Origin of the sequence: Neisseria sp. HMSC064D07 (assembly GCF_001837185.1) — a bacterium.
GTDB lineage: Bacteria > Pseudomonadota > Gammaproteobacteria > Burkholderiales > Neisseriaceae > Neisseria > Neisseria flavescens_C.
In genome coordinates this window covers 1-25,265 of the sequence record NZ_KV831647.1, presented here as the reverse complement: position 1 = coordinate 25,265, position 25,265 = coordinate 1, and the positions used below count along the sequence as shown (strand labels likewise).

The following is a 25,265-nucleotide window of genomic DNA, read 5'->3' as shown; positions in this document are numbered from 1 at the left end:
AGCCGTAGTCAATAAATAGAAAAAACGCTGTTGTTTGTTTTGAAATTTGAAAAACATAATACTAAATAGAATTCAACGACACACATACATATAAAAAGAAGGCTGTCTGAATATTCAGACGGCCTTCTCAGCTTATGACTTTTTTATTTCAAAGGTTGCATACCCATAACTTCCATCAGGAAGTTGGTAAACGCAGGATTGCTTGGCTTGGTATCCATGTTTTTCCAACGTTGCTGCCAACCACGCAAAGCACCTTGGATGTACTGTTTGGATTGCTCAGTAGTAATTTCACCACGTTGGCTGTCAACGGCAGAACGCAGATAAACTTCGTACATACTGTCATCAACAGAGTTGCGTCCCACTTGTTGGATACGGAAGCGGTTCAAATATTGGGCAGCCTGAACTTTGGTCAAACTACCTTGGCTCACTTGGGTACTCAAGCGACGTGCTTCATCATGAATCTTGGAAACATCTGCCCAATGCGAAGGAGCCAAATGATAACCGGTAGCTGAAACTTGTGAATCAGCCTTAGGTTTCTTGACGTTGGTTGGTCGAACTGGCACTTCTTTCAATGTTGGAACATAAATCGATTCACAACCGGCAAGTGCCGCCACAGCAAGGATAGGAAGAATGTATTTTTTCATAATGCGCATTATAAGCATGATTCGTTGAAGAAACCAGCTTTTGAATAACGGTATTCAAAGCTCATTAACTGAATTACAACAGATTTCATACGATATCTCAAGCTCATACGCAAAAAGGCCGTCTGAAAACGGCCTTTTAACAACAATCCTATATTATGCCAAATCTGCAAACAGAGGCGTAGAAAGATAGCGTTCGCCATACGATGGCAACAAGACAACAATCAGCTTGCCTTCGTTTTCAGGTTTTTTAGCCAGTTGCAATGCGCTCCATACTGCGGCACCTGAAGAAATACCTACCAAAATACCCTCTTTCTCAGCCATAGCGCGCGCAGTTTCAAACGCTGCTTCGTTAGGTACTTTGATAATGCTGTCGTAAATAGCCGTATTCAAAACACTGGGGATAAAGCCTGCGCCCAAACCTTGAATCGGATGCGGGCCTTTTTCACCCCCACTCAATACCGGGGAAGCTTCAGGCTCAACAGCCACGATTTGAACTTCGGGTTTGTGTTTTTTCAATACTTCGCCCACGCCGGTAATCGTACCGCCTGTACCCACGCCGGCCACGAAAATATCAACTTGGCCGTCTGTATCGCGCCAAATTTCTTCGGCAGTGGTTTTGCGGTGAACTTCAGGATTAGCCTCGTTATCAAATTGGCGCGGCATAAAGTAAGTATCTGGATGTTCGTCCACCAAAGACTGGGCTTTAGCGATAGCGCCTGCCATACCTTCGGCAGCCGGTGTCAAAATCAGCTCTGCACCGAATGCACGCAGCAGCATTTTACGTTCTTTACTCATGCTTTCAGGCATAGTAATCGCCAATTTATAACCGCGGGCCGCACACACCATTGCCAAACCGATACCGGTATTGCCGCTGGTCGCCTCAACGATAACGGTATCTTTATTGATTTTACCGGCTTGCTCCGCCGCTTCAATCATGGCTTCGGCAATACGGTCTTTCACGCTGCTGCCCGGATTGAAAAATTCAAGTTTAACGGCGATTTGCGCTTTCAAACCCTCGGTCAAACGGTTCAATTTCACCAAAGGGGTGTTGCCGATCAGCTCGGTAATATTATTTGCAATTTTCATTTCCTGCTCCAGATTTAGATGTGATATAGCCTGCATATTAAACTCAGGCCGTCTGAAAAACCAATATCGAAAATTTCTTTCATTATAACTTTTAGTTTGGATAAATTAATATCCGCCCCGTTCAAAAATCAAAGCCATGGCAACCACAGCCTGCATGACAACCGCAACCAGCCAACCCATTTGCAGCTGAGTAGCACTAAACAAAGCCGCTGACTGCCTGCACACGACCACGCGGTGCAGATAAAACACCAGCATCAACACGCCCTGCAAAACAAACCAATAAATCGGTTTTAAGGCATAAATTTTCAGCAAGGCCGCCCATGCAAAAACCGAGCCTGCCAGCGGCAAGATGAAATAAACCACGCCTGCCAAGAAAACAAAAGCCAAAGTCATGACGACATTGGAAACCGCAAACAAGGTCAAACCGGCATATTTGCCTGCCGACCAAAACTTTTTGTCTTCCGTTTTACTGCAATCATCAATAAAGAAGAAAATACTGGCGATTGTCAGATAAAAATGAGGGATGAACAAAGGGCCTGTATGCGTAAAGCCCCACATTCCGGGCAACAAGCGTGCACCCAATGCCGAAACCCCCAGCCACAACAACACCGCAGCCCAAAGCCATTGAAACCGCTGTACGCGAAAAATAAATGCCAATGATACCGCAGCATACGCGACGGCAAACCAAAAATCCAAAGAAACCATCATGAATACTGCAACTCGCCTTCAAAAACGGTTTCAGCAGGGCCGGTCATTTGCACATCGCCGCCTTCTTCCCAACTGATAAACAGTTCGCCCCCAGGCAGAGTAACACGCACAGGCGCACCCGCTTTCAGCAAGCCATTGCGCACGCCTGCCACCACGGCCGCACACGCTCCAGTGCCGCAAGCTTGAGTTTCCCCCACCCCACGTTCAAACACGCGCAGGCGAACTGACAATTCATCTTCGACCTGCAAAAAGCCGACATTGACCCGTTCAGGGAACTGCTCGTGCGATTCAATAGTGCTGCCCCAATGCTCCACCGGTGCAGTTTCAACATCATCAACCAAAATCACCGCATGCGGATTACCCATATTCACGCAGCTTACCGGTACAGATTCCAAACCGACCAAGACAATATGTGTCAGCGCATCTTCATTTTCACCATGCGCAGGCACAAACGGAATTTCAGACGGCATGAAACGCGGTTTACCCATATTGACGGTAACCAAACCGTTATCCAACAGCTTCGGCACAATAATCCCTTTGGCCGTTTCGACCAAAATTTCCGTTTTATCCGTCAAACCCTTATCCGCGACAAAACGCGCAAAACAACGTGCACCATTGCCGCACTGCTCTACTTCCCGACCATCGGCATTGAAAATGCGGTACCGAAAATCGACCGCATCAGAAGAAGGCTTCTCCACTACCAAAAACTGATCAAAACCCACGCCGCGATAGCGGTCTGCCCATTGGGCAAGCGGCGCAGCCAATGGATCAAAGTCCTGTTCGATGGCATTGACCACCATAAAATCATTGCCCAAGCCGTGCATCTTCGTAAATTTCAAAGTTTTCATTATTCATTCACATTCTTATTAAATCATTATTTCGGCACATTCTACACCAGAATGATATATTCGTTTCTATCTTGTTTTTCAGACGGCCTTGCGCCCTTTTACCAATACTAACACCAGCCACCCCGCAAAAATACTATACTTCCCACATTACAAACATTTCTTATTACAAGGATACACATTATGAAAAAAGTTCTCTTACCTGCCCTTTTGGCCGCTTCACTCAGCGCATGTACAGTCGGCACGCCCGGCGTTTCCGTCGGCTTAGGCGTTGGCACCAGCATCGGCCGCCATGTCGGCTTGGGTACATCCATCAACATCCCTGTCGGCTTGGACAAAACCAAAACCACCAAAGGCACGGATTCAGACGGCATCCGTATCTCAGAAGAACAAATCGTGACCTATTTTGATGCACACGGCACACCCAGCAACAGCGCAGTCAAAGGCGGCTTCCATCGCCAACTGATCAGCAAACGCAACAACGAATATGTCGTCCAAGACTTTTACAGCGACAACAGCCAAAAACGCACGGATCCCTACGTCCTCAGCCGCAACCAACTGATGCAGTTCCGCGCCACGCCAAGCAACGGCTCGTTAACTACTTACGCTTACAACGGCACGGTAATGCAGCAGCAAGTGTTCCAAAACGGTAAATTGGTTAACGCCAAATACTAAAGGCCGTCTGAAACGGCTGGGAAGCATGTGAAACTTGATTACAAAATATTTTTAACATTCAAACATTTGAAATATTTTGCACTATTTTCTTGAAAATATGGATTGACACATTTTTTCCAGCCATTATAATACGCCCCATTCCCCGATAGCTCAGTCGGTAGAGCGACGGACTGTTAATCCGCAGGTCCCTGGTTCGAGCCCAGGTCGGGGAGCCAAATTTAAAAAGCCTGAACTTCTGTTCAGGCTTTTTTTACCTTAATAAGGAGCCATTGTTCTTTTCCAAAGAAAGTCCTGAATCCTCATAAGACCTTTGCCAAGGTCTCTATCCGCCAAACTGGCACGCATTGCGCCCTACTCACTTCGTCTGGCGAACAGGTGCAAACAACCCGAAACCTTTTTCAATCAGGTTTCGGGCTGTTTCGTTTTTTGAATAAACGGCATCTTTTCAGACAGCCTTGTCCATCAATTTGGCACATCATTTCACACACGGATTGTCTAAAACGACCGAGACATTGCGTTCGGCTTTGTTTATATACGTCATGTAGACTTTCTTGCCTTTGAACTCTGCCTCGACGACGGATTCCAGCGTGGCAACATCTTGGGGGAAGCCAAATTTTTTGTCGTTTGCAGCAATGAATTTGACGGGTTTGTCGCAGAACAGCGAGTAGAAAGACACGCCTTTATTATCTGCGGTTACGGCGCATTGCATTTTGCTGTCGGTGGCGATGACGGAGGAAAGCGTATGGGGCTTGTGGGTACGGTCGGCGAAGGTGGTGTAGGAATCATACGACCCGAAGCTGGTTCTTAATGCGAAGGTATTGCCAAGCCATTTATAACTTGTTCTGTCTGCGGGAAGATTTTTTTCGATGGCTTTTTTGCCTGCAAAGAAAGAGCATTCTTGGGTTTTGTGGTTGCAGACTTTTTTAATGCTGAACTGCTTGTCCGGAGAAGTAAGGATGGTTTCTGCGGCAAAGCTGTTTGCGCTTGCTGCGGCGAACATACAACTTAAAAGAAGTGAGCAGATGGGAAGGGACGGTTTCATTTTGTTTGGTGTATCGGTTGGTTTTTAATATTAGTTGAGCGGATTTGAATGCAATAAACACTCAATATGCCTGCGGCGGAATAACTGCCGATATGTTGATTTCAATCTGCAAAACAGATAATGCGAAGGCCGTCTGAAACTGATTTTTAGTGTTTCAGACGACCTTTGTTTGCTTTGCTGCGTGGGTTTAGCGGAAGAAGTCGCCCATACCTGCCGGCAGGCCTTGGGTAAACGCACCCATGGTTTTGTTGGTGGTTTCTTCGGCTTTTTCAGAAGCGGCATTGATAGCGGCCAATACCAAATCTTCCAACATTTCTTTGTCGTCAGCGGCTTCTTGAATCAAATCAGGGCTGATTTCAAGTTTGCGGACAACGTGCGAACACGTCATCACAACTTTTACCAAACCATTGCCTGCTTCGCCTTCAACTTCGGTTTCAGCCAGCTTGGCTTGTGCCTTTTTCATGTTTTCCTGCATTTGTTGAGCCTGTTTCATCAGGCCGCCTAATCCGGCTTTTCCGAACATGTTTTACTCCTATGGGTTTGAATAAATGGGTTTCACTCATGCCGTCTGAAAAACGCTATTGCTTTTCAGACAGCCTTGTATGTCAGTATTTTAAGAATGTCCTGCCAACTCTAAAGAATCTGGTAGCCATTGTGCTTCAAAGGTTTGCAAGATTTTCTGCGCCGTTGTATCCGCTTCCAGCAAATCTTGCGCCTGCTGCCGTCCTTCTTCTTGAATACGTTTGCGGCGCATCACCGGCGTTTCCCAGCCTTTATCATCCTGCCAAGGCTCAGTTTGCAGCCTTAAATTGCCAAGATGGTAGGCCTCGCTCAACGTCTGGCAGATTTTGTCCAAGCGCTCTTTATTGGCAGTGGCTTTGGCTTCATCCGTCAACGACAGCATGATTAAACCTGCTTCCGCATCATAACTCGTCCATGCCGCATTTTGCGCCAACATCTGCGCTGCGCCTAATTTACGGGCAAAGCGTTCGATAATGCTGTGCCAATTCTCTGTTTTAAACTCAGGCAAAGGAGCGAACTGAAGCTCTTCATCATCCCCCTCCTCTTCTTCAGACTCAGCAGATGCAACCGGCTGTGGTACTTCCATCACATTAGCATGATGTGAATCTTCATATGTATATGCTTCATCAAAAAACGGAGGCGGAATTTCCTCATCCATGTGCGGATATTCTTCCGGCTCAGAGGCCATCTGAACTTTTGCAACAGGCAATGACTCCGCAGTTTCTTGCATCTGCGCCGTTTGTGTTTGAGGCAGCTCAGCCGATACTTGGCTCGGCATATCTTCCCAAGGTGGCACATCCGCCTGTTGTTGCTGAACAGGCTGAACCGTTTCTTCAGACGGCCTTTCAACGGTATCCTGCTTGGCAGAAACAGCCTCTTTCTCAACCGCCAGTGCTGCTATCGGCTCAGATTTCGGCAGCTGAAAAGGCTTTTTTTCGGCCTCAGCTTTCTGATGGTCGGAATGCAAATCCGTGTGTTCAATCTGACTTTGCGTATCGCAACCCGAAGCGGCCAACGGCGCAAATGCAAGCATGCGCAAAAGCGTCATGACAAAACCGGCATACTCGTCCGGAGCCAGCGGCAAATCCTGTTTGCCATGAATAGCACATTGATAATAAAGCTGAATCTGCTCACCACTCAAAGCCTGACTTAATCGCTGCAAAGTTTCACGTTCAGGATCGTCATTTGCCAAGGCGGAAGGAATGGTTTGAATCAAAGCCAAACGTTGCAACATCATGGCCAATTCTGCCAATGCGCTGTCAAAACCAATCGCTCTGGCGGACATTTCCTGAGCTTTTTCCAGCAAGGCCTCACCGTTTTGATTGATGATTCCTTCAAGCAATTCAAACAAGTATTGTTTATCGACCGCTCCGATCATCTGGCGGACATCTTGCTCGGCCACTTTACCCGAACCCATGGCAATCGCCTGATCCAAAAGACTCAACGCATCGCGCATCGAGCCGGCGGCGGCACGGCCTAAAAGTTGCAAAGCCTGTGGCTGATAAGGAACGTTTTCACGATCCAAGACATGCGCCAAATGCTCCGCAACCTGCTGGGTTGTCATGTTGCGCAAAACAAACTGCAAACAGCGGCTCAATACGGTAATGGGGACTTTATGCGGATCGGTGGTCGCCAAAATAAATTTAACGTGTTCAGGCGGTTCTTCCAAAGTCTTCAGCATGGCATTGAACGCGCTTTTGGAAAGCATATGCACTTCGTCGATGATATAGACTTTGTATTTACCCGCTGTCGGCGCGTATTGGGCGTTTTCCAACACTTCGCGGATATTATCGATACCGGTATTCGATGCCGCGTCGATTTCCAATAAATCCACATAACGGCCGCTGTCGATTTGCGTACAGCTTTCACACTGACCGCATGGTTCGCCATGCACGGCATTTTCGCAGTTCAAACTCTTGGCCAAAATCCTGGCAATCGTGGTTTTACCCACACCGCGCGTCCCTGTCAGCAGATAGGCATGGTGCAGACGGCCTTCGTCCAGCGCGTTGCGCAGAGCTTTGACGACGTGTTCCTGACCGACCAAATCGGCAAAGGTTTTCGGGCGCCATTTTCGTGCAAGAACTTGATAAGCCATGTTGTTTCTCTACGGGAAATAAATCGGAAGGCCGTCTGAAAAGAATTATCCGCTTTTCAGACGGCCTCAGAAAATGGCATATATTCTAGCATTTTTTTGATTTTTATTAAGGATTTTCTATCAAGCCGACAGCGACAGCATGTCATCGCAATGTTATAATACTACATAAATGATAAACAATTTGAAACTCAAATCATTATGACTGAAATCATACTACACAACAAATCAGCCACTATGCAAGTCAATACAATAGGCGGATATATTGACTCCCTGATTCTAAAAGGACGGGAAGTCTTATTTCCGAAAACCAGCGTCCACGTGGGCGATGATACAAAATTACGCGGCGGCATGCACGTTTGCTTACCCCAATTCGGACCGGACAGCAAAAATCATCTGGCCCAACATGGTTTCGGCAGAACTTCAGACTGGGAAATCCGTCATCAAAATGAATCGGATATCGGCTTGAAATTAATCAGCACAGAAAAAGGCTATGAACACGTCGAATGGTTGCTCGATTACAGCCTACCTAACGAAAATGAAGCCATTGCCATCCTGACCGTCTGCAATTACGGCGAATCGCCCGTCCGCACGTCCCCAGGATTCCACCCCTACTTTACCGCTGCCGGCACACAATTTGATTTCAACGGCGCACCATACGATGCCGACTATATCTCCCATACCGAATTTGTTTCCTCCGACCAGGATGCACACGTTGCATTTGACGGCTTGAAACTAGATATCCGCACCCACAATCTGCCTGTGTACGCACTCTGGAGCGATCGAAACGGCCAATATACTTGTGCAGAGCCAACCGCAGAAGGCAATGCGTTTTTATCCCCTGCCCGAGGCGGACAATTTGTTTCAGGGCACAGCAAAAAACGTTACGTCATGAAAATCAGACTAATGGCTTAACCCCCTTACAAATCCTCAATATTTAAAAACCACCCAAACGGGTGGTTTTCTTATGGCTTACAGTCCATTGTTATTGATTGCATTCGCAATATCGCGTACCGCTGTTACATACATGCGGCTGTGGTTGTATTGCCATACTGTGTAGAAGTTATTCAGGCCCAAATAGTATTCAAATACGCCCGGGCTGGTCTCCAAAGCATACAATACAGCCTTTTCATTATCCGCAACAGCAGCTTGAGGCACGACACCCAAAGCTTTGAAATCTGCGACAGTGCGCGTCAAGGCAGTTTTCTCATCGATAATCGCCTGCAAGTGCGGCGTAATCGTCAGACTGACCGGCACCACCATCTTACCGCCGGTCTGCCAGCCATGCTGTTTCATATAATTGGCGACAGAAGCCGCCACATCGCCGACATTATTCCAAATATCGCGATGACCATCACCATCATAGTCCACCGCCCATTTACGGTAGCTGGAAGGCATAAATTGCGGCATACCCATCGCGCCGGCATAGCTGCCTTTGAAGTCAAAGATATTTTCTTTTTCTTCTTTTGCCATCAGCAAAAGTTCGCTCAATTCGTTTTGGAAAAATTCGGCACGGCGTGGATAATCAAAGGCCAATGTACTCAAAGCATCGGCAACGCGGAAGCTACCCGTATTTTTGCCATAATTGGTTTCAATACCGAGAATCGCCACAATCAATTCGGCAGGAACACCGTATTTGCGTGCCACATCATCGATTACAGCACGGTTTGCCGCATAGAATTGTCTGCCGCCGTTAAATTTGGCTGCACCGGAGTTACCGGTACGGAATTCATACCAAGGACGCGAAGTGCTTGGGCGGTACATAATGGTAATAATATTGCCTTTATACACCACACCATTAAAGAAGTTACGCAATTCTTCCGCACTGAAACGACGGTTTTTCACTTCATATTGGATAAACTGCTGAACATTGACGTTCTCATTAAAACCGCTGCTGGCAACAGATTCAGCCGCAGCATCAAATACAGGTCGTTTTGCAGAGGAAACAGGCTCGACAGGTTTTGCCGTATCAACAGCAGGCTTTTGCGGAGTGCCGCATGAAGCTAAAGCCAAAGCAGTCAGACCTATCCCAAAGATTTTGATTTTATTCATAAATAATCTCTTTACTAAATAATACGACAAACCCGAACACGAATGAATATTCGGCCAATACATCATCTCTTCCGCTATATTTCCAAACAGACTTAAAAAATATAGACAAATCGATATTTACTTACTTCGGCTCAAGCAGATAAACAAGGCCGTCTGAAATTCAAGGAAACCCTTGATTTTCAGACGGCCTTGAATAAATCAATTACTCAGCGGCTGCAACAACAGCAACGGTAATTTTAGCAACAGCGTCAGTGTGCAGAGCCACTTCAACTTCGTATTCGCCAACAGCTTTCAAAGGACCGTTAGGCAGACGTACGTTTGCTTTAGCAGCTTGGATACCGGTCGCAACAATCGCTTCAGCGATGTCAGCATTGGTAACAGAACCGAACAGACGACCATCAACACCGGCTTTTTGAGCAACAGTAATGGTTTGGCCTTCCAGTTTTTCTTGACGGGCTTTAGCATCAGCCAAGATTTCAGCTTGTTTGGCTTCCAATTCAGCGCGGCGTGCTTCGAATTCTTTCATGTTGGCTTCGGTTGCACGTTTTGCTTTACCGGCAGGGATCAGGAAGTTGCGTGCGTAACCGTTTTTAACGGTAACGATGTCACCTAAGTTACCCAGACCGCCGATTTTTTCTAACAGAATAATTTGCATGATTTAAACTCCAAAATTATTTGTGTTGATCGGTGTAAGGCAACAGAGCCAGGAAACGGGCACGTTTCACAGCAGTAGCCAACTGACGTTGGTAGTGTGCTTTAGTACCAGTAATGCGGGCAGGGATGATTTTGCCGTTTTCAGAGATGAAGTCTTTCAACAAATCAACTTGTTTGTAATCAACTTCTTGGATTTTTTCAGCCGTAAAGCGGCAGAATTTTCTACGTTTGAATGATTGACGAGCCATTGTCGTTTAACCTTTATATTCTTTAATGTTCTGTATGCGTAGTACCGGCTTGGGGAAGCGTTGGCTGCGTTGCGCCAAAAAACCTTCCGACTCGATGACGGCATCTTGCCGATACTGCCATTCCTCAGCCTGCTTACCTAAAATCCGCGCGGGAATTTCAAATTTGACCAGACATTTCTGTCCGTTTTCTTCCTGCCAAGATTCATGTTGCAACACAATATCTAAAACAGGAATTCCTGCCGGCGTATATCTCAAAGGCTGAACCTGCAAGATACGGGCGGTAAGCTTAATCAGATTATTCAATCTTATTCGGCTGCTGCAACTTCTTCAGCCGCACCGTTCAGCAAGTTTTTTGCTTTTTCGCCACCCAGCATTGGGGAAGCTTCAGTTACAGCGTGTTTTGTTTTGATGGTCAGGTGACGCAGTACGGCATCATTGAAGCGGAAAGCAGTTTCCAACTCTTCAACCACTTCAGGAGTAGTTTCGATATTCATCAAAACATAGTGTGCTTTGTGGATTTTGTTGATTGGGTAAGCCAATTGACGACGGCCCCAGTCTTCCAAACGGTGGATTTTACCGTTGGCTTCAGTAATCATGGTTTTGTAACGCTCAACCATAGCAGGCACTTGCTCGCTTTGATCAGGATGAACGATAAACACGATCTCGTAATGACGCATGTTATCTCCTTATGGATGATTAAAAACAGCCTTTCACCATGCGAAGTAAAAGGCAAGGCAAAGAGGCTGAATTTTATCCGCATTTCTTAAAAAATACAAGTCTGAATTCAAAATCTACTTTCTTTTCAATCAAAAAACAACATTAGGCCTTAGGGTTATTTCCTAGCAAACCACTCAACTATCCGCCAAAAATCTGCTAAAATCTGCCCCATCCTAATAAATACAGCATCAGAAGGCACACAATCATGGCTCTTTTGCAGATTTCCGAACCCGGCATGTCCGCCGCCCCCCATCAACACCGCCTTGCCGTAGGCATTGATTTAGGTACAACCAACAGCTTGGTGGCCACCGTACGCAGCGGCAGCGCAGTCTGCCTGCCCGATTCAGACGGCCGCACCACCCTGCCTTCGGTTGTCCGTTATTTGGATGGCGGAGTCGAAGTCGGCAAAAACGCCCTTTCCGCACAAAAAACCGATCCGCTAAATACCATCAGCTCCGCCAAACGCCTTATCGGCCGCACGCTTGCCGACCTCGCTCAGGACGCGCAATACCTGCCCTACCGGTTCACGCCCAACGAGCGCGTGGTCGAGCTGAACACCCGCCAAGGTGCCAAAACGCCTATCGAAGTGTCGTCTGAAATCCTCAAAGCCCTCAAATCGCGTGCCGAAGAAACCTTAGGCGGCGATTTGGTCGGCGCCGTCATTACCGTACCCGCTTATTTCGACGATGCCCAACGTCAAGCCACCAAAGATGCCGCGCGTTTGGCAGGTTTGAATGTCTTGCGCCTGCTCAACGAGCCGACCGCCGCCGCAATCGCCTACGGGCTGGACAATGCCTCGGAAGGCACGTTTGTCGTTTACGACTTGGGCGGCGGTACGTTCGACGTATCCGTATTGCAACTGACTAAAGGCCTGTTTGAAGTCAAAGCTACCGGTGGCAACAGCGCATTGGGCGGCGACGACTTCGACCATCGTTTGTTCTGCCACCTACTCGAACAAAACGACCTTTCCAAACTCAACGAACAAGACAGCCAGCTTCTGCTTTCCCTTGTCCGTGCCGCCAAAGAAAAACTGACCACTCAAACCGAAGCCGTTATCGAAACCACACTTTCAGACGGCTATAAAGTCCATACTGTTATTACCCGCCAAGAGTTTCACAATCTGACCCAAAATCTGGTGCAAAAAACCATAGAGCCGGTCAAACAAGCACTGAAAGACGCAGGCGTGACCAAAGCCGACATTAAAGGCGTGATTATGGTTGGCGGCTCTACCCGCATGTTGCACGTTCAACAAGCAGTTGCCACATTCTTCGGACAAACCCCGCTGAACAACCTCAATCCTGACGAAGTGGTCGCACTCGGTGCCGCCATACAGGCGAACGTCCTTGCCGGCAACAAAACCGACGGCGAATGGCTGCTGCTTGACGTTACGCCTTTATCGCTTGGTCTGGAAACCTACGGCGGTCTTGCCGAGAAAATCATTCCTCGCAACTCCACCATTCCTACCGCCCGTGCGCAGGACTTTACCACTTTCAAAGACGGTCAAACCGCCATGACGATACACGTCGTACAAGGCGAGCGCGAACTCGTTTCCGACTGCCGCAGCCTTGCCAAATTTACCCTGCGCGGCATTCCGCCTATGGCCGCAGGCGCAGCGCGTATCCGCGTGACCTTCCAAGTTGATGCCGACGGCTTGCTATCCGTTTCTGCCCAAGAACAAAGCACCGGCGTACAGGCGCAAATCGAAGTCAAACCTTCCTACGGCTTGGACGACAACACCATCACCCAAATGCTCAAAGATAGCATGAGTAACGCTGCCGAAGACATGGCCGCACGCGCACGTGCCGAAGCCGTAGTCGAAGCCGAAAGCCTGACCGACGCCGTTAATGCTGCCCTTGAGTTGGATAGCGATTTGCTTGATGCCGAAGAGCTTGCACAAATCCAGCAAGACATCGCCGACTTGCAAGGCCGTCTGAAAGACGGTAAAGCCGAAGATATCCGCTCCGCCGTCGCCAAGCTCAGCCACAGCACCGACAACTTCGCCGCCAAACGCATGAACCGCAATATCCAACGCGCGCTGACGGGTCAAAGCGTTGATAATATTTGATGCCTAAACAGTTTCAGACGGCCTCGAAAGATACAAAGGTCGTCTATCTAATATCCATAAACCGAAACTATTTCTTTTATGAGACTCTGGCACCAAACCCTTATCCCCCTACTCCCCCGCGCCCAGCTTTTGGGGCAACACCGCGAATGCGCTGCTTTACGCGGAGCAGGCTGGGGCAGGCCACATGCGACGGTTAATTACGTTTTTACCCACTCACCCTACAAACTCTACCTGTATCACGCGTTGATTATGGATGAGATGGAAAGGCGTGGCTACAAGCCTGACGTTTTATGGAAAGACCCGTTGTATCGCGGCAAAGCCGTTGCGCCATACCACGCACACGCGGCTGAAACAGCTACTTCGCCGATTTATGCCGAACATGATGATGCCTACTTGGACGAATGTCTGGAAAATTTAAAAAGTAAAGGCATCATGTTATAAACCCATTTTTCAGACGGCCTGAATATTGAATACTCAAGGCCGTCTGAAGCCGCTTTAACCACAACCACTCTTAAACAACCGAGACAATAAAAATGCCAAAAATTACCGTACTCCCACACGCGACATTATGCCCCGAAGGCGCGGTTATCGAAGATGCACCGGAAGGCCAAACCGTCCTTGACGTACTGCTCAACCACGACATCGAAGTCGATCATGCCTGCGAAAAATCCTGCGCCTGCACCACCTGCCACGTGATTATCCGCAAAGGTTTTGACAGCCTGGAAGAACCGACCGAATTGGAAGAAGACCTGCTCGACCAAGCATGGGGGTTGGAAGCTGATTCACGTTTGAGCTGTCAGGCAGTGGTCGCCGACGAAGATTTGGTGGTCGAAATTCCTAAATATACGATTAACCACGCTCGCGAAGACCATTAAAACAAGGTTTAATGAAAAAGGCCGTCTGAAACCATGTGCGTTATGGTTTCAGACGGCCTTTTCGTTACATCCCAAACTATTCGATATGAGGAAAAATAAAACGCATACGGGAAATCTGCATAGCAGCCACCTTCTGCGTGGCGGAGTAATTTTCGATTTTTTCTTGAATTCTGATTTGATGCAGATTGCCGTGATGCTTAGGAGCAGATTTTTGAGGCTCGCTTGTCGCCTGCAACTCTTGCTCTGTTTTCAACGCTTCTTCCGCTTCAATGGCCAGAAGTGCAGCCTCATCCCTTACCAAACCAAAACGCTCGATAATGGCATTGGCTTCATCTATATAATGAGATTTGTCCGCGCCATTTTCCAACACCGCATCTTCAAGCACGACCGACAAATGTTTGCCGCAATTTTCGATACGCTCGGCGATACGCGAATAAACCATCCAACGTTTCAACCTCAATGCGCCTGCATCGTCATTGGGTGAAGCGGCATCCAGTTTAATCAAACCATAGTGCTTGCCGTAATACAGACGGAACACCAGCTGCTTCAAACCTTCTGTTTCATCCAGCATCCGATAAAATTCGCGAACTAACAGCAGCAAACGGTCGAATGCGCCTGCTTTAGACAGATACTCCGGATCATCTGAAGCAAGCGCATAAATGAGCTTGGACAATTTGGCGTTGAGTGCGTTATTCATCATTTTTCCTTTTATTTTTACGTGATGGATTTCGTATTAAGAGTCGTTCCAGATGATTTGGTTGCATTGGGATAATGTAAATTATTCATGCGCAAACCATCATTCAAAACGGAATAAAATATATAAAACGGCAAATTCAAAGCGAATGTGCCGTAGTTTTTAAGTGTCGTGCCGTATTTTAACGCAACTATGCTATTTTGTTAAAAAATAGCGCCATCATTTATCTGCCAATCTTCCGTAAAACAATCTGGCAGTCCGACTTCTTCTTGATTAAAATAATTACTAATAGCCCAAACCCAATAAAGGAACACATCATGAAATGGACAGATACCCAACGCATCGCAGAAGAACTCTACGACTTACACGGCGACAGTATTGATCCGAAAACCGTACGCTTTACCCAACTGCGTGATCTGATTATGGCTTTGCCTGAATTTAACGATGATCCGGCGCGTTGCGGCGAGCGTATTCTCGAAGCCGTGCAACAAGCATGGATAGATGAAGCAGAATAGTCTTTCCTCCCTTCCCTATCAAACAAGACCTCAGGCTGTTTTTCAGACGGCCTGGGGTCTTTATTAAATCTATTCATACAATTTTGGAAAATTTCGAAATTGACTCATACTGACCTCAAATTTATTATGCAGTCTGACAACAAATAAAAGATATGCAGAAGGTGCATAACCATGAATCACGCTCGAGAAATTAACGCATTAAATCACAGCCTTTCCGATTTGAAAGGCGACATCAACGTTTCATTCGAATTTTTCCCGCCGAAAAACGAACAAATGGAAACCATGTTATGGGATTCCATCCATCGCCTGCAAACCTTGCATCCGAAATTCGTTTCCGTAACCTACGGTGCAAACTCCGGCGAACGCGACCGCACACATAGCATCGTCAAACGCATCAAACAAGAAACCGGCCTTGACGCCGCCCCCCACCTGACCGGTATCGATGCCAGCCCTGACGAGTTGCGTCAAATTGCCAAAGACTATTGGGACAGCGGTATCCGCCGCATTGTCGCCCTGCGTGGCGACGAGCCGCCTGGCTACGAGAAAAAACCTTTCTATGCCGAAGATTTAGTCAAACTATTGCGCTCCGTTGCCGACTTTGACATTTCCGTAGCGGCCTATCCAGAGGTGCACCCGGAAGCCAAATCCGCACAAGCCGACTTGATCAATCTGAAACGCAAAATCGATGCGGGTGCAAACCACGTTATCACCCAATTCTTCTTTGACGTGGAAAGCTATCTGCGCTTCCGCGACCGTTGCGTGATGATGGGCATTGACGTTGAAATCGTTCCCGGCATCCTGCCTGTAACCAATTTCAAACAATTGACCAAAATGGCCCAAGTGACCAACGTCAAAATCCCAAGCTGGCTGTCTAAAATGTACGAAGGTTTGGATAACGACCAAGGCACGCGCAACCTTGTTGCCGCCAGCATCGCCATCGACATGGTCAAAGTCCTCTCGCGCGAAGGTGTCAAAGACTTCCACTTCTACACCCTCAACCGCAGCGAACTGACTTACGCCATCTGCCATATTTTGGGTGTGCGCCCCCGTTAATAAAACAGACGGCCTCCCCATTCTGATTTACAATATCGAACATTCAGGCCATACCGGCCTGATTCAAAATTCCAACTAGGAGAGTTAACATGACAACATTGCATTTTTCAGGCTTCCCGCGCGTCGGTGCCTTCCGCGAATTGAAATTCGCACAAGAAAAATACTGGCGCAAAGAAATCAGCGAGCAAGAATTGCTGGCTGTTGCTAAAGACTTGCGCGAGAAAAACTGGAAACACCAAGCTGCTGCCAACGCTGATTACGTTGCTGTAGGCGATTTCACTTTCTACGATCACATACTCGACCTGCAAGTTGCTACCGGTGCCATCCCTGCCCGCTTCGGCTTCGACAGCCAAAACCTGTCTTTGGAACAATTCTTCCAACTGGCCCGTGGTAACAAAGACCAATTCGCTATCGAAATGACCAAATGGTTCGACACCAACTACCACTACTTGGTGCCTGAATTCCACGCCGATACCGAATTCAAAGCCAACGCCAAACACTACGTTCAACAACTGCAAGAAGCCCAAGCTTTGGGTCTGAAAGCCAAACCGACCGTTGTTGGTCCGTTGACTTTCCTGTGGGTTGGTAAAGAAAAAGGCGCTGTTGAATTCGACCGTCTGAGCCTGTTGCCTAAACTGTTGCCGGTTTACGTTGAAATCCTGACTGCTTTGGTTGAAGCCGGTGCCGAGTGGATTCAAATCGACGAGCCTGCTTTGACTGTCGACCTGCCTAAAGAATGGGTAGAAGCATACAAAGACGTTTACGCTACTTTGAGCAAAGTAAGCGCCAAAATCCTGTTGAGCACTTACTTCGGTTCTGTTGCTGAACACGCCGCATTGTTGAAATCCCTGCCTGTTGACGGTCTGCACATCGACTTGGTACGTGCTCCTGAACAGCTGGACGCATTTGCCGACTACGACAAAGTTCTGTCTGCCGGCGTTATCGACGGCCGCAACATTTGGCGCGCCAACCTGAACAAAGTTTTGGAAACTGTCGAGCCTCTGCAAGCCAAACTGGGCGACCGTTTGTGGATCTCCAGCTCTTGCTCTCTGCTGCACACTCCATTTGACTTGTCAGTTGAAGAAAAACTGAAAGCCAACAAACCTGACCTGTACTCTTGGTTGGCATTCACCCTGCAAAAAACCCAAGAATTGCGCGTTCTGAAAGCCGCATTGAACGAAGGTCGTGATTCTGTTGCCGAAGAACTGGCCGCCAGCCAAGCTGCTGCCGACTCCCGTGCCAACAGCAGCGAAATCCACCGTGCAGACGTTGCCAAACGCCTGGCCGATTTGCCTGCCAACGCAGACCAACGCAAATCTCCATTTGCCGACCGTATCAAAGCGCAACAAGCATGGTTGAACCTGCCTCTGCTGCCGACTACCAACATCGGCTCTTTCCCACAAACTACCGAAATCCGCCAAGCACGCGCAGCCTTCAAAAAAGGCGAACTGTCTGCCGCCGATTACGAAGCTGCGATGAAAAAAGAAATCGCCTTGGTGGTTGAAGAGCAAGAAAAACTGGACTTGGACGTACTGGTACACGGCGAAGCCGAGCGTAACGACATGGTTGAATACTTCGGCGAATTGTTGAGCGGTTTTGCATTCACCCAATACGGCTGGGTACAAAGCTACGGCTCACGCTGCGTTAAACCACCTATCATCTTCGGTGACGTAAGCCGTCCTGAAGCCATGACTGTCGCTTGGTCTACTTACGCACAAAGCCTGACCAAACGCCCGATGAAAGGTATGTTGACCGGCCCTGTAACCATTCTGCAATGGTCTTTCGTCCGCAACGATATTCCTCGCTCTACCGTGTGCAAACAAATCGCACTGGCTTTGAACGACGAAGTATTGGATCTGGAAAAAGCCGGCATCAAAGTCATCCAAATTGACGAACCTGCCATCCGCGAAGGTCTGCCTTTGAAACGTGCCGATTGGGACGCCTACCTGAACTGGGCCGGTGAATCTTTCCGCCTGTCCTCTACCGGTTGCGAAGACAGCACTCAAATCCACACTCACATGTGCTACTCCGAGTTCAACGACATCCTGCCAGCCATCGCCGCTATGGACGCTGACGTCATCACCATTGAAACTTCACGTTCCGATATGGAGCTCTTGACTGCGTTCGGCGAATTCAAATACCCGAACGACATCGGCCCAGGTGTTTACGACATCCACAGCCCACGCGTACCGACTGAAGCTGAAGTTGAGCACCTGTTGCGCAAAGCCATCGAGGTTGTACCGGTTGAACGTCTGTGGGTGAACCCAGACTGCGGCCTGAAAACACGTGGTTGGAAAGAAACTCTGGAACAACTCCAAGTGATGATGAACGTAACCCACAAACTGCGTGCCGAACTGGCTAAATAATGTGAGTTAGATGAAAAGGCCGTCTGAAAATTTTCAGACGGCCTTTTTTTATTTATCGATATTTAAACTATAAAGATTACGACTTCAACAGCTTACAAAATCCCTGTCGTTGTATGATGTTCTTCCACTCCTGATGTATACACGTTCTTAGTATGGTGATACACAGTCTCTTTAGTCGTTTCAACAATATGGTTGGCTTCTGACAAGATATCACTCAATGCAACTTTACTGCCGGTCGTATTCACCTTTTTCTGTGCTTCGCCGTTATGGCTATTGCCTTCTGAATACGTTTTGATGTTATTTTCAAAGCGCAGCCATGAATCATACAGTTCACCTTTAATGTCCGTCATGATTTTATTGTTAGCTACATTTAAAGATGCCTTGCCCTTAGGGTTGGTACTGTGTACGTCTACCAAAACATCATCCAGAGCACCACCAAGCTTCAATGTGTTATTGGTGATGTTGTACTCTTTGGCATTGCTTTTCAAATAAGCAAATTCGACATAGCCGTCAGATTTTTCACGCACGGAAATTTTGTTGTTGTGAATGGTCACCGCACCATGCATAGCGACATTACCATGGTGTTCTTCCACATAAACCGGTACTGCGCCTTTCATAATCTTGCCGATATCGGCATCATTGCCGCTGATGGTAATGGTACCGCTACCAATGCCGTTTTTAGATAAAACGCGGTCGTAAGTATCGTTGATGACGGCAATTAGATATTTTGTAGATTCGCCGCTGATCTTGTTGTTTGCCATATTGAGCGTGTAATCCATTTTGCTTTCATGGTTACGGAACTCAATCGCGTAAGTCTGAATATTGTTTTGATAAACCGTCAGATTTTTAATGACATTATTGCTGATATCGAAATAGCCTTTGTCAGCCGAGTGCAAATCTTTGTATTGGGTATTGGTTTGCACCTGGATACCTGAATACATGTGGTAGTACTTACCCAAGTCATCATCAACATTTAAACGGAAGCTCGGGTCTTGGATAATGGTATTGCCGGTAATTTTGACTTTATCCATAGAAAACTGGCGGTTGTAAGCAGCAATACCATACAGCCGGTCACCTGTTAACACATTGTCTTCAATGACAATGCCTGTACCATCATGCACATCCAAGCCTTTGCGGTAGTTGTGGTTGGTCGTGTTTTTACGGTATGTGACACCGTAATTGTAGCTGCCCGCAACCACAGCCATACCGTAGCCGGTACCGCCATCCGCTTCGTGGCCGTTCCAATCCAAACGGTTGCCCTCGCCGATAAAGTTTTGTTGGAAACCGATCAGCGCACCGGCAACGCGGTTGTGGTGCAGATACGAATCAACAATACGGTTGTTTTCACCCAAAGGCAGCGCTTCATATTTTTCATCAATTTCGCCGCTTTGTACGCGCTCTTTAAAGGTCAGCTTTTGACCTTTTTCCTTTTCCAAAGAAGCGGTCGACGTGAACATCACACCAGCACGATTGGCACCGGAAACCTCTACTTTACTGATTAAAGTATTGTCCGCATCGTTCACCAAAATGCCGTTTACCTTGCCAAAATAGCTTAAGCCTTTGCGGTAAAAATCAGGGTTGGTATATTGAACCGACAAGTTGGCAATGGTTTTATTGTTTTGTCCATCGATCAAGATACCGGCAAATTGGCGAATGTCATCATGGTTGGTGTTCGGATTGAACACGCCTGTCTGCGCCTTATCAAACGTTACTTTGGTTTTACCCATCCCCGAACCAAACAAACCGCGTGCGCCGGAAACGGTTTTATCCATCACAATCTGGTTGGAAATATAGTAGGTACCATCCAAGAAGACCATGGCTTTTTCTTTATGAGCCGCCTCTAAAGCCGCTTTAAATGCCTGAAGGCTGTCTTTTTTACCCTGCGCATCGGCACCAAAATCATTCACACGAACATAATTACCATACTCTTTAGATTGATACACGCGGTATTTTCCAGAGACACCTGCCCTGTTTTCGGTATGATCGTCAATTTTGTTTTCTTTGACTGAACTGAGGTGGCTATCGTGACTCATGGCTGTTTTTTTGCCGGAAGAAACGCTCACGACTTTGTTATGGCCGTCTGAATCGTTCAAAATCTTTTTATGCACAATTTCGACTGTTTTTTTTCCTTCGGCAATTCTGTCTTCTGCCTCTTTTTCTTTGCGGGCAGCGTCTTGTTTGGCTTTACGCTCTGCAATCGCTTTTTCGACTGCTGCTTTATGCGCTTCTTTTGCATGCTCGACGGCGTTTGCTTTGGCTGTGGCGGCTTCGGCTATTTTTTTTGCTTTAGCCTCTTCGTATTTTTTTTGCTTTTCAGCCAGAATTTTTTCCATTGATTGATTAACCGGTTTGTTTACCGGCTCTTTTGAAACAACGTGTTTGTCCGTTACTTTAGACGCAATGGTATTTTTACCGGGAACGCTACTTGCAGAAGCAACGCTGGCCCGTGCGACACGCATTTTTGTTACAACGCCGTCTGAAGATGATGAGGTACTGTTTAATCTTGCTGCCTCAGCCACATGAACCGCTTCTTTCGTTACAGTATTTTTACCGCTTAATTGCTTGGGTTCAGGAAAAACAGACGGACTTCTCCCCCAATTTTGGGTGTGTATCCATTCTTTTAGAGGAGAAGATGATTCGGAAGTGGTTTCAGGAGTTGAGGAGCCTTGACGGATATGGGTACGGCCAAGAGGAGCAAGTTTATGTGACATAATCAGCGTATTTCCTTGTATCAAATATCGTCCTTTCCCACCGCACAAGCGTGCAACAAAAAAGTTCGATGAATAAAGAGGTAAGACGGATTCTGTCGTAACAGCAATTGCCTGTATAAAGGCCAAACTGAAGCTGGCCACTTTGAGAAAATCGGCAGCGTTTCCCCTTCTGCCGATTTTCTGATTGAAAACGGTAATGGTGTTTGGACAGAACCCTTGGATGGCTTTTATAGGCAATCTGTCCGCGTACCATGTATCCGGTTATTTTTGACGGAAAATGTATCAGAGTCCCTTTTTAATTAATTAGTTCATCCAAAGTTAAGTTATTTTTGATTTTTATAGCAAAATAAAAATGGTTTTATCTTGCATTGTTTTTCTTTTTGGCGTGACAGAGTTAATACCGCGAAGCCAAAAAGGAGGGGAATTCTAACACAATATGTTTTTAGCATTTCCCATTTAACTAAATTTACAAAATATACAAAATAAATATCTATAAATGTTTTTAACTTCATCAAAAAATCAATAAAATTCGATATTTTCAATGTGTATTTTTACAACATAATTGCGCATTATATACCGATTATCTTAAAATGCTACCGTTTGTTTGTAAAATTTAGCATTTTATTATTTGTCTTCCCTCTCTAAAATCCAATAAAAAAGGCCGTCTGAAAAAATATTTCAGACGGCCTTTTTTATTGAATACGTTCTATTTAACAAACTTCGACCAACCAGCCGTGTTTGTCTTCTGTCAAACCGTATTGAATGTCGGTAATTGCCTTACGGATTGCGTAACCGCGCTCTTGGCTCTTCACTTCGATTTCTTTGCCATCAATCACGAAAGAAGTTACCGGAGAAATGACCGCAGCCGTACCAGTCAGAATCGCTTCCGCACCATTCTCAATCGCAGTTTTCAGCTCGTCGACAGTAAAGTTGCGCTCGGTAACAGTGTAGCCCAAATCTTTGGCAACAGTCAGCACGGAATCACGGGTAACGCCGTGCAGGAATTCGTCTGTCAACGGTTTGGTAATGATTTCATCGCCGTTAATCAGGATAAAGTTAGACGCGCCGGTTTCCTGAACATCGCCATTCGGACAGAACAGCACTTGGTTTGCACCGTGCTCTGCTTTGGCTTTCAATACCCAAGGCATGGCGGAAGCGTAGTTGCCGCCGCATTTCACACGACCCATATGTGGGGCGCAACGGATATGTTCGGTCTCAACCAAGATTTTAACGGGCGAACCGGCTTTGAAATAGTCGCCGACAGGAGAAGCCAGAATGTACAGCAAAGCAGTTTCAGAAGGAGATCCGGCCTTACCGATCACAGGATCGGTACCGATCAAAGTCGGACGCAGATACAACGCAGCTGGCGCATCAGGAATTTCTTCGGCAGCGCGTTTGACCAATTCGATCAAAGCATTCAAATAAGCTTCCGTTTCAGGACGAGGCAGGTGCAGAATATCTGCGCTTTGCTGCATACGCGCGATGTTAGCGGTCGGGCGGAACATCACGATTTTGCCGTTTGCCTGACGGAATGCCTTCAAACCTTCAAAACATTCGCTGCCATAATGCAGGGCGTGTGCGCCGGGGGCGAGTGTCAGGTCTTTGGAAGATTGCCATTCTACCGGTTGCCATTTACCTTCACGATAAGCGATAACGGGCATTTCAGCGTGAAAAACGCTGCCGAATACGGCTGGGACTGGTCTGCTCATGATGATTGCCTTTCTTATTCTGATTTGTAAGATAATAACTAAAGACTGAACAATACGCCTTTCAATATGGGTTTGACAAGTACCCGTCAGCATTAAAGATACCCTTCCCATGTCGTCTGAAACATGCCGTCCTATCCGAAATCCGGCAAATCGTTTAAACTGATACCATTTTTCAGACGGCCTGCCCCAACCGCAGCCAACCCGGAGTAACCCATGAAACTCATCTCTACCATCATCAAAATCCTGATTCTTCTTGTTTTCCTCCTGCTGGCCATCACCAATACCCACACCGTATCCTTCTTCTACCTGCCCGGCCAAAACATCAATCTGCCGCTGATTGTCGTGCTTTTCGGTGCATTTATTATCGGCATCGTATTCGGTATGTTTGCCCTCTTCGGCCGTCTGCTGACCCTGCGCAGCGAAAACAACCGCCTGCGCGCCGAAGTGAAAAAACATGCCCACCTTTCCGAAAAAGACCTGACTCCGGTCAAAACCGAAACACCGGCAACGACTTCCGAAGCCACTCCCAAAGCGTAACGCCACCAATCAATAAAGGAATACCATGGACAACGAATTGTGGGTCATCTTACTGCCCATCGTCCTCCTCCCCGTTTTCTTCGCTATGGGCTGGTTTGCCGCGCGCGTCGATATGAAGACCGTCCTGAAACAGGCCAAAAGCATACCGGCAGGGTTTTACAAAAGCCTTGATGCCCTCGTTGACCGCAACAGCGGTCGCGCCGCGCGCGAATTGGCGGAAGTGATCGACCAGCAGCCGCAGTCATACGACCTAAACCTGACCCTAGGCAAGCTCTACCGTCAGCGCGGCGAAAACGACAAAGCCATCAATATGCACCGCGCCCTGCTCGATTCGCCCGACACAGTCAACGAAAAACGCGCACGCGTGCTTTTTGAATTGGCGCAAAACTACCAAAGCGCAGGCTTGGTAGACCGTGCCGAACAAATCTTCCTCGGTTTGCAGGAAGGCGATATGGCACGCGAAGCCCGCCAACACCTTTTGAGCATCTACCAACAAGACCGAGACTGGGAAAAAGCCATCGAAATGGCGCAGCTCTTGAGCCATGACGAACAGACCTACCAGTTTGAAATCGCCCAGTTCTATTGCGAAATCGCCCAAGCCGCGCTGTTCAAATCCAACTTCGATGCCGCTCGCTACAACATCGGCAAAGCACTCGAAGCCAACAAAAAATGTACGCGCGCCAACATCATCCTCGGCGATATCGAATACCGTCAGGGCAACTTCTCTGCCGCAGTGGAAGCGTATTCCGCCATCGAGCAGCAAAACCACGCCTATTTGAGCATGGTCGGCGAGAAACTCTATGAAGCCTATGCCGCACAAGGCAAACAGGAAGAAGGCCTCAACCGCCTCATCGGCTATATGCAGACCTTCCCCGATCTTGACCTGATCAACGTCATCTACGAGAAGGCCCTGCTGCTCAAAGGCGAAACCGAAGCGGCGCAAATCGCTGTCGAACTCGTCCGTCAAAAACCCGACCTCAACGGCGTGTACCGTCTGCTTGGCTTGAAACTCAGCAGTATGAATCCGGAGTGGAAAGCCGACACCGATATGATTCGTTCCATTATCGGCCGCCAGCTGCAAAAAAGCGTCATGTACCGCTGCCGCAACTGCCACTTCAAATCCCAAGTCTTCTTCTGGCACTGCCCAGCCTGCAACAAATGGCAAACCTTTACGCCGAATAAAATCGAGATTTGATAAAGCGTTAAATATCAAAAAAGGCCGTCTGAAATCTTTTCAGACGGCCTTTTTATTACAAAGCAAAATATCAAAGCGATTCAAAACATAGGCGCACACACCAGCAATATCTGCTCAACAACGCTGCTCTGCCCATGCTAACGCCGCTACAATCTGAGCCTCAATATCGGCATTAAATTCACCGGCACGGTATGCATCGCGCAATTCTGTGCGACGGGTTTCATCTGCCGAGACCTTTGCAAAATTCCCCAAAATCCCCT

The 25,265-nt window shown here is 47.4% G+C and carries 25 protein-coding genes and 1 tRNA gene; 11 read left to right on the top strand and 15 right to left on the bottom strand.

All coding sequences use genetic code 11. The features are described 5' to 3' along the window. Positions 1–143 precede the first annotated feature (143 nt). The 4 genes from HMPREF2608_RS01030 to dapF all read right to left on the bottom strand — a co-directional run bounded on the left by HMPREF2608_RS01030 (position 144) and on the right by dapF (position 3,286). A complete protein-coding gene (locus tag HMPREF2608_RS01030) occupies positions 144–653 on the bottom strand; it encodes a membrane lipoprotein lipid attachment site-containing protein (RefSeq protein ID WP_049344413.1) in 510 nt (169 codons plus the stop codon). 144 nt (positions 654–797) lie between these two features. Further along, a complete protein-coding gene (cysK, locus tag HMPREF2608_RS01025; protein WP_141761444.1) occupies positions 798–1,730 on the bottom strand; it encodes a cysteine synthase A in 933 nt (310 codons plus the stop codon). A 105-nt stretch (positions 1,731–1,835) separates the two neighbouring features. Next, entirely contained in the window at positions 1,836–2,438 is a 603-nt protein-coding gene (locus HMPREF2608_RS01020) for a hypothetical protein (protein WP_070825680.1), read from the bottom strand. Beyond that, on the bottom strand, positions 2,435–3,286 hold the full coding sequence (dapF, locus tag HMPREF2608_RS01015; protein ID WP_070825679.1) for a diaminopimelate epimerase: 852 nt from the start codon (positions 3,284–3,286) through the stop codon (positions 2,435–2,437). The genes HMPREF2608_RS01020 and dapF overlap by 4 nt, the downstream gene beginning before the upstream one ends. A gap of 180 nt (positions 3,287–3,466) precedes the next feature. On the opposite strand from dapF, the gene HMPREF2608_RS01010 reads away from it, so the two are divergent. Both HMPREF2608_RS01010 and HMPREF2608_RS01005 read left to right on the top strand, forming a co-directional pair. Further along, a complete protein-coding gene (locus HMPREF2608_RS01010) occupies positions 3,467–3,958 on the top strand; it encodes a hypothetical protein (RefSeq protein ID WP_003678851.1) in 492 nt (163 codons plus the stop codon). 139 nt (positions 3,959–4,097) lie between these two features. Next, positions 4,098–4,173: transfer RNA gene (locus HMPREF2608_RS01005), tRNA-Asn, on the top strand. Between the two features lie 260 nt (positions 4,174–4,433). Here HMPREF2608_RS01005 and HMPREF2608_RS01000 read toward each other — a convergent pair. The 3 genes from HMPREF2608_RS01000 to dnaX all read right to left on the bottom strand — a co-directional run bounded on the left by HMPREF2608_RS01000 (position 4,434) and on the right by dnaX (position 7,617). Further along, positions 4,434–5,000: a hypothetical protein gene (locus tag HMPREF2608_RS01000; protein ID WP_070825678.1), complete on the bottom strand. Its 567-nt coding sequence runs from the start codon at positions 4,998–5,000 to the stop codon at positions 4,434–4,436. Positions 5,001–5,187: 187 nt separating this feature from the next. Continuing rightward, on the bottom strand, positions 5,188–5,523 hold the full coding sequence (locus HMPREF2608_RS00995; protein WP_003678854.1) for a YbaB/EbfC family nucleoid-associated protein: 336 nt from the start codon (positions 5,521–5,523) through the stop codon (positions 5,188–5,190). Positions 5,524–5,613: 90 nt separating this feature from the next. Beyond that, positions 5,614–7,617, bottom strand: coding sequence for a DNA polymerase III subunit gamma/tau (gene dnaX, locus HMPREF2608_RS00990; RefSeq protein ID WP_070825677.1), 2,004 nt, complete (start codon positions 7,615–7,617; stop codon positions 5,614–5,616). Positions 7,618–7,815: 198 nt separating this feature from the next. On the opposite strand from dnaX, the gene HMPREF2608_RS00985 reads away from it, so the two are divergent. Next, positions 7,816–8,529, top strand: coding sequence for an aldose epimerase family protein (locus tag HMPREF2608_RS00985; protein WP_070825676.1), 714 nt, complete (start codon positions 7,816–7,818; stop codon positions 8,527–8,529). Between the two features lie 57 nt (positions 8,530–8,586). On the opposite strand, the gene mltB is transcribed toward HMPREF2608_RS00985, so the two are convergent. The 5 genes from mltB to rpsF form a co-directional block, all read right to left on the bottom strand. After that, positions 8,587–9,666: a lytic murein transglycosylase B gene (mltB, locus tag HMPREF2608_RS00980; protein ID WP_070825675.1), complete on the bottom strand. Its 1,080-nt coding sequence runs from the start codon at positions 9,664–9,666 to the stop codon at positions 8,587–8,589. Between the two features lie 202 nt (positions 9,667–9,868). Further along, on the bottom strand, positions 9,869–10,321 hold the full coding sequence (gene rplI / locus HMPREF2608_RS00975) for a 50S ribosomal protein L9 (RefSeq protein WP_036490126.1): 453 nt from the start codon (positions 10,319–10,321) through the stop codon (positions 9,869–9,871). A gap of 16 nt (positions 10,322–10,337) precedes the next feature. After that, entirely contained in the window at positions 10,338–10,568 is a 231-nt protein-coding gene (rpsR, locus tag HMPREF2608_RS00970; RefSeq protein WP_003678863.1) for a 30S ribosomal protein S18, read from the bottom strand. Between the two features lie 6 nt (positions 10,569–10,574). Further along, positions 10,575–10,877 (bottom strand): primosomal replication protein N, encoded by a 303-nt coding sequence (gene priB, locus HMPREF2608_RS00965; RefSeq protein WP_180947864.1) that lies wholly within the window; start codon positions 10,875–10,877, stop codon positions 10,575–10,577. Then, complete coding sequence (gene rpsF, locus HMPREF2608_RS00960) at positions 10,874–11,245, bottom strand: 30S ribosomal protein S6 (protein ID WP_004519252.1); 372 nt, start codon at positions 11,243–11,245, stop codon at positions 10,874–10,876. Before rpsF ends, priB begins: the two co-directional genes overlap by 4 nt. 245 nt (positions 11,246–11,490) lie before the next feature. On the opposite strand from rpsF, the gene hscA reads away from it, so the two are divergent. From hscA to fdx, 3 genes are all read left to right on the top strand, one after another. Next, on the top strand, positions 11,491–13,350 hold the full coding sequence (gene hscA / locus HMPREF2608_RS00955; RefSeq protein ID WP_070825674.1) for a Fe-S protein assembly chaperone HscA: 1,860 nt from the start codon (positions 11,491–11,493) through the stop codon (positions 13,348–13,350). Between the two features lie 78 nt (positions 13,351–13,428). Then, positions 13,429–13,791 carry a TIGR02328 family protein gene (locus tag HMPREF2608_RS00950; protein ID WP_070825673.1) on the top strand — a complete coding sequence of 121 codons (363 nt, stop codon included), beginning with the start codon at positions 13,429–13,431 and terminating at the stop codon, positions 13,789–13,791. Positions 13,792–13,883: 92 nt separating this feature from the next. Next, on the top strand, positions 13,884–14,225 hold the full coding sequence (gene fdx / locus HMPREF2608_RS00945; RefSeq protein ID WP_070825672.1) for an ISC system 2Fe-2S type ferredoxin: 342 nt from the start codon (positions 13,884–13,886) through the stop codon (positions 14,223–14,225). A gap of 76 nt (positions 14,226–14,301) precedes the next feature. On the opposite strand, the gene HMPREF2608_RS00940 is transcribed toward fdx, so the two are convergent. Further along, positions 14,302–14,922, bottom strand: coding sequence for a hypothetical protein (locus HMPREF2608_RS00940; protein ID WP_070825671.1), 621 nt, complete (start codon positions 14,920–14,922; stop codon positions 14,302–14,304). Between the two features lie 314 nt (positions 14,923–15,236). Here HMPREF2608_RS00940 and iscX point away from each other — a divergent pair, with 314 nt between their 5' ends. The 3 genes from iscX to metE all read left to right on the top strand — a co-directional run bounded on the left by iscX (position 15,237) and on the right by metE (position 18,853). After that, positions 15,237–15,434, top strand: a complete 198-nt coding sequence (iscX, locus tag HMPREF2608_RS00935; protein WP_070825670.1) for a Fe-S cluster assembly protein IscX — start codon at positions 15,237–15,239, stop codon at positions 15,432–15,434. A 171-nt stretch (positions 15,435–15,605) separates the two neighbouring features. Then, entirely contained in the window at positions 15,606–16,487 is an 882-nt protein-coding gene (gene metF / locus HMPREF2608_RS00930) for a methylenetetrahydrofolate reductase (RefSeq protein ID WP_070825669.1), read from the top strand. Positions 16,488–16,576: 89 nt separating this feature from the next. Then, positions 16,577–18,853 carry a 5-methyltetrahydropteroyltriglutamate--homocysteine S-methyltransferase gene (gene metE / locus HMPREF2608_RS00925; RefSeq protein ID WP_070583672.1) on the top strand — a complete coding sequence of 759 codons (2,277 nt, stop codon included), beginning with the start codon at positions 16,577–16,579 and terminating at the stop codon, positions 18,851–18,853. Between the two features lie 92 nt (positions 18,854–18,945). Here metE and HMPREF2608_RS00920 read toward each other — a convergent pair whose 3' ends face one another. Further along, a complete protein-coding gene (locus HMPREF2608_RS00920; RefSeq protein ID WP_070825711.1) occupies positions 18,946–21,186 on the bottom strand; it encodes a right-handed parallel beta-helix repeat-containing protein in 2,241 nt (746 codons plus the stop codon). A gap of 1,088 nt (positions 21,187–22,274) precedes the next feature. Beyond that, complete coding sequence (gene ilvE, locus HMPREF2608_RS00910; RefSeq protein ID WP_070825667.1) at positions 22,275–23,273, bottom strand: branched-chain-amino-acid transaminase; 999 nt, start codon at positions 23,271–23,273, stop codon at positions 22,275–22,277. Positions 23,274–23,486: 213 nt separating this feature from the next. Between ilvE and HMPREF2608_RS00905 the strand changes: the two genes are divergently transcribed. Together HMPREF2608_RS00905 and lapB are read left to right on the top strand one after the other, a co-directional pair. After that, complete coding sequence (locus HMPREF2608_RS00905; RefSeq protein WP_070825666.1) at positions 23,487–23,810, top strand: LapA family protein; 324 nt, start codon at positions 23,487–23,489, stop codon at positions 23,808–23,810. A 25-nt stretch (positions 23,811–23,835) separates the two neighbouring features. Then, complete coding sequence (lapB, locus tag HMPREF2608_RS00900) at positions 23,836–25,005, top strand: lipopolysaccharide assembly protein LapB (RefSeq protein WP_070825664.1); 1,170 nt, start codon at positions 23,836–23,838, stop codon at positions 25,003–25,005. Positions 25,006–25,265 lie beyond the last annotated feature (260 nt).